Below are 5,106 nucleotides of genomic sequence, written 5' to 3'. Positions count from 1 at the left end.
GCCAAACATCACGTTACACAGGATGGAAAGTCCCAGACCTCCCAGAAGCAAGACTCGCGGCCCCCACTTCCGTCCAATGTATCCGTTCAAGAACTGACCGATCATGTAAGCGAACAGATAAGCCGCCCACAAATAGGCGATGGCGTCCATGGGCCAGTTGTATTCGTCGTGCAGCGAAGTCTTGACGAGACCGAAGACTTTTCGGCAGAAGTAATATCCGGCGTATCCGAGAAAGGTAGCGATAATGACGCGCCAGCGCCACGACTGCTGCTTGGCGGAGAGTACTGAATTCACACGCATGCCTCCTGCTGGTTGATCGTGATTGAACCATGCGTCCCTTCCCGTGCACACATACGAGACGGATGGCAGCTTCTGGCGCCGCGAACGGCGACGCCTCTCCGGATGCGCGAGGCATTGCGGCTTCCCGCCGGCAACCCCAAGAAACAAAGGCAGCGGTTGTTATCCGCTGCCCGTGCGTTTCCGGGAGTATAGCACCTTGCGACATGCCGTTCTAACAGATGTGTGTGAGGATCCCGTTAGCGAATCAGATGCAGCCCGCGTACTCGCGCCCTCGAACCAGACGGAACTTGAGTTGCGGTAGTACGTCGCCGTCGCAATGACATTTTGCGCTGGCAAAATGCACCGTCAAGACTCGACGGTGGCGGTCACTGCGATTCGGCCCCGTCCGGTGTAGAGTCTTGGAATGAAAAAACGCGGCGTCGCCTGGCTGAAGCCGCAGCGGCACTTCATCGGGATGCGGACCGGCGTAACCTTCCGCACCGAAGATGCCAAAGTTCACCGCGTCACCTTGCGGCACATCGTGATTCAGCAACGGCAAGGTATGCGTCCTTGGAATTACGGTCATTGTACCGTTCTCTTCGTCGGTCGGGTCGAGGGCAATCCACGATCCCAGGATCAGATCGTGCGGACCGAATCCGAAGTAGAATGCATCCTGATGGAAGGGATGGTCGGACTCCAAACCCGGCGGCTTGTAGATCATCATGGTGAGAAAGGCCTTGATGTCTTCCCCAATCAGCCCCTCCACAACGTCGAGTAGCGCAGGTGTCGACGGATATGGCTCAAATACGGGGTCATACCAATCCGGTTGAAGCAGCTTCCATATACCCTTCTCGGGATCGTCGGGCGTTACCAATCCTTTCGCTACGCGGACATCCTTGACGACCATCTTCTCCGCACCCTTGGGTACGTTGCCCAGCGCGAATTCGCGCGCCCGCGCTTTGTAGCGCTCCACCTCATCGGGCGTCAGGACACCTTGGACCAGGAGATAGCCTTCCTTGCCATAGAACTGCTTCTGCTTTTCTGTCAGTTTCACGGCCCTTGCCCTCCACATCCCAAGTCTACGGCAGTGAACATGCCTCGTCAGGCATGCAACTCGCGTCACGCGTCGAGCAAAAGAAAACACCAGGAATGGCGACCTGCCTACTGGTAGGTCGGATCGACAAGGTCAGTATGGCACGGTATTGGGTTTGGCGTAAAGGGGTGGCCTATAACGCTGAGCGGTTCGGAAACGAATCAGGACGCGCGAGTGATCGCGAGATTCGTCAGTTGGTTCATGTACATCGAGAACTCGAAGTTCTGAAGCAGCGCTTCGCCAAAGCGCAAGGCCGCTTTCATGATGCTGCCGTCTTCCGCTTCGACACGTACCACCGTGGCGTTCCCGACAAATGACTCCGGCAAGACCGCCTCAGACTGAATCTGCGACGTGGGAATAGACACCATGACCCGCTGCCCGGGCTTCAACTGGTGCTTGGTGCGCAACAGAATGCCCGTGGACGAGATGTTGCGGGCAATTCCAGGACCAATAAGCCGGTTCTTGCGGTCTTCGTCTTCCACCATAATGGAAAGCTTAATCTTGGAATCATAGCGCGGCGCAACTCGACGATTGACGGGATGCTCAAAGGGGTCGTCCCACACTGCGTCTACATTATAGCGACTCATGGCGGCACTCTCCTCGATTTCCAACAAATTTAGATTATCAAACAATTCGCGAAATGTCCAGCAGAAAGTTCGATTTGCGCAGATTTATTCTTGACGAATTGCTTCACAATCCGGGCATTTTTAACACTAAGGCCAGAAGGAAGTCGCAGGAATACATTCCAATGGCTACTACCATTGGATTCCAGCATGGTTTTCAGGGTTTAGACAGGTAAAAAGACCAAGATCGACCGTCAATTTGGCTGAGAATCGAGCTCGTGCCCTGAAAGTCACTTGACGCGAACAGGGTTCGGGCATTGTGGACGCCGCTACCTGGAAGCTATAAGGCCCTCGTCTAGTCTGAACCGGCTGCCGGGTCGAAGCTGTCGAAGAACTCGCTGAACGAAGCGTCCGGATTCCGCTTCATAAACTCCATGGCAGCCCGCGGGTGCTTATTGAGCACGCCGGTCAAGGCGTAGGGAATCTCGTACCCCCAGCGCAGTTCGGCCATCATGTCGATGAAGTATTTCTGGATGAGGTCCAGAACGGGCCGGATGTTGAATTTGGGATTGCGCAGGAAACCCATGAGCAATTCCAGCGGGCAATTGCCGGCGGCGCGCCCCATGCCGAACACGGTGGCATCGAGGTAATTGATCCCCTTGATAATGCCTTCGATCGTATTGGCAAATGCGAGCTGCTGGTTATTGTGCATATGAATGCCGACTTCCTTGCCTTTCAACCGGCTCAGATATTTCTCGGCAAAGTAATGGACTTGCTCGGAATACAGATACCCGAAACTGTCCACGAGATAGACGACTTCGAAATTGGTTTGCGCCAACTGATCGAGCGCTTCATCGATTTCGGGATCGAGGCAATGCGAAATCGCCATGATGTTGACGCAGACTTCGTATCCCAGCGCCTTGATGTGATTGCCAAGATGAATGGCCTTGTCAATCTCTTTCGCGTAGGTGGCCACGCGGTACATCTTCACGATGGATTCGCTGGCGGGGAGTATGGAATCGTAATCGGTCCGTCCCACGTCGCACATGACCGAAATCTTGGACGGGCATTCGTAGGCCACTTCGCGTAAGTCGGCCTCGTCGCAAAAACGCCACGGACCGAATTCAGCGGTGCTGTACTGCTTCTTGTCCGCTTTGTATCCCAGCTCGATATAGTCGACACCGGCCTTGGCGAGACCGTCAAACACGTCCCGAACCATTTCCTTCGAAAAATGCCAGTCATTCATCAGGCCGCCATCTCGAATGGTGCAGTCCAACACCTTGATTTCTGGTCGGTACATGGTAAATCTCCCCAACAGCGGTAGTGCATTCATAGAGCAGTTAGCCTAAAGAAAGCCCATCGGGATGTCAATTGCAGCTTACAGAGACACACTATTTCTAGACAATGGCACACTTTCATCAAACTTCAGAATCATGGCCCCGAACGGCTCCAGCTTGATCGGCACGTCCGTTGCCGAATCGCACGGCGAGATCTTACCTGTGGCCGGATCCCATTGCTCACCGGCGCCGCTCGCGGCAAAGGTCACCTTCCCTTCCCAGGGTTCACGTCCGTCGTTGTACACGAAGAAAACTTCACGGTCATTGATGCGACGGTGTGTCGCCCGGATGGGCGAGTCTTGGCCAGAACAGGTGATGTCGCGTCCGATGAGCGCGTCGACAGTCTTCGCGAGTTGGTCTTCTTTGCCCTCCGGCAGAAACACGCCGCATCCGCCTGCGTCGTTCTTGTGTACCTGGGAGTCTGGTTCCTCGCCAAAGATCTCTTTCGCCAACTCGGCAACGCGCGGCGAGGGAAACTCGATCTCGCTGTTGGCGGGCTTGCTTGTCAATGCGATGACTATACCGCCCGCTCGGTAGAACGCGGCGAGATTCTCCCACGACTTCAAAGGCAAGGTATCGGTATCGGGCAGCACCACGACGCGCCACGCGAGGTTGCCGTGTCGCAACGCTCCATCGGCCACGCTGGATTCCATAATGGCTTGCGAATCCACAAACGTGAAATCACGGCTCGCCTTGTACAGGTAGTTGCCCGCGTCGCGAAACACCTTATCAAGCCGCTGTGCCTCGGGCGAGGCGTCTCTCACCCATTCGCGCGACGGTGTGAACCGCAACCACATCGACTCTGTGGGATAGACGACGGCGATGTCCGCGACCTGATGCCCGCCACGAAGCGCGTTCGAACAACGCCCGACCCATTCGTTAAGCCGATTGAGCGCCGCGTCGTCGAGGTCCTGATAGGAGTAGTAACTCGTAATCGTCGTGATGCCGTTGGCCATCTGCTTGTTGCAGGTTCCGCGAATCTCGGCCTCCGTCACGACGCGAACAGGACGTGTGTCGTCTTTGGCGCGGTAGTGCTGGCTGTGGTCGGAAGTCTCGCTCATGGTGACGGTGCGGCCTTCGAGTTCGGCGGCGCTGCTGAGCAAGCGCGCAATATACCACGGGACTTCTTCGGGTAGACTCGTCAGGCAATCGATGCTGGGCGCGTCGAGCCGCCGCGCGCATTGGAAGAAGTTGCCGTAGAACGGCACATGCCACAGGAGCTTCTCTTCGCACAACAGATGACCGCCGCTCAAAACACCGTGCTGACGGCCCCAGGTTTGGAGTTGGCCGAAGAAGTTCTCGGAAACCAACTCTCCAATCGTCTGCCAGAAATCGTAACGTGCTTTGAGACTCTGCGGACCAGTGTTCGTAACCAGCGACGGCCAGCACGGTTCGAGGGCGTAACCGCGACGTTTCGCGAACTCGTCGGCCAACGCAGGCGCCCACGGCAACACGCTGTAGGGTTGTTCCCGCAGAAACACGCTCATCAGGGAAGGCTCGTCGGTGAACGTCGCGACAAAGTTCTGACCGAGATCGTTGCCCATACGCCGGGCGTACTCCGCGTGCGTGACCTCAATGAATCGCGCGGTCGATTCAGGTTGAAGCAGGTTGATGTACGGGAACTTGTAGGCAAGGCTCCATTCCGCGTGCGTGCCTTTGTAAAGGACACCCTGCGTCAGAACGAGAATTCTCCAGTCCCCCGCGGGCGCTTCCCATGCGAGCTTGCCCTCTTTAATGGACGATGCAAGATCGACTGCTTGATCGAGTTGCGCCACGCCGTCTTTCACCGGAAATGCGGACGCGCGCATCAGGTCGCCGGGCGGCACGTCGAGCG

Annotated in this window: 5 protein-coding genes; all 5 read right to left on the bottom strand. The window is 56.4% G+C overall.

All coding sequences use genetic code 11. The annotated features are described in order from the left end of the window. A partial coding sequence (locus tag K1Y02_25190) for an MFS transporter (protein MBX7259676.1) occupies positions 1-294 on the bottom strand: 294 nt, incomplete at its 3' end. 250 nt (positions 295-544) lie between these two features. Next, positions 545-1,333 carry a phytanoyl-CoA dioxygenase family protein gene (locus K1Y02_25185; GenBank protein MBX7259675.1) on the bottom strand — a complete coding sequence of 263 codons (789 nt, stop codon included), beginning with the start codon at positions 1,331-1,333 and terminating at the stop codon, positions 545-547. A 200-nt stretch (positions 1,334-1,533) separates the two neighbouring features. Continuing rightward, the gene (locus K1Y02_25180) at positions 1,534-1,959 is read right to left on the bottom strand and encodes a PilZ domain-containing protein (GenBank protein ID MBX7259674.1); all 426 of its coding nucleotides are present in this window, start codon (positions 1,957-1,959) and stop codon (positions 1,534-1,536) included. 331 nt (positions 1,960-2,290) lie between these two features. Beyond that, the gene (locus K1Y02_25175) at positions 2,291-3,235 is read right to left on the bottom strand and encodes an aldolase catalytic domain-containing protein (GenBank protein MBX7259673.1); all 945 of its coding nucleotides are present in this window, start codon (positions 3,233-3,235) and stop codon (positions 2,291-2,293) included. Positions 3,236-3,313: 78 nt separating this feature from the next. After that, positions 3,314-5,106 (bottom strand): hypothetical protein (locus K1Y02_25170; GenBank protein MBX7259672.1); only part of this gene is annotated, 1,793 nt, incomplete at its 5' end.

The sequence above is a fragment of the Candidatus Hydrogenedentota bacterium genome (genome assembly GCA_019695095.1).
Taxonomy (GTDB): Bacteria; Hydrogenedentota; Hydrogenedentia; order Hydrogenedentales; family SLHB01; genus JAIBAQ01.
This window is presented reverse-complemented; position numbering and strand designations above follow the sequence as displayed.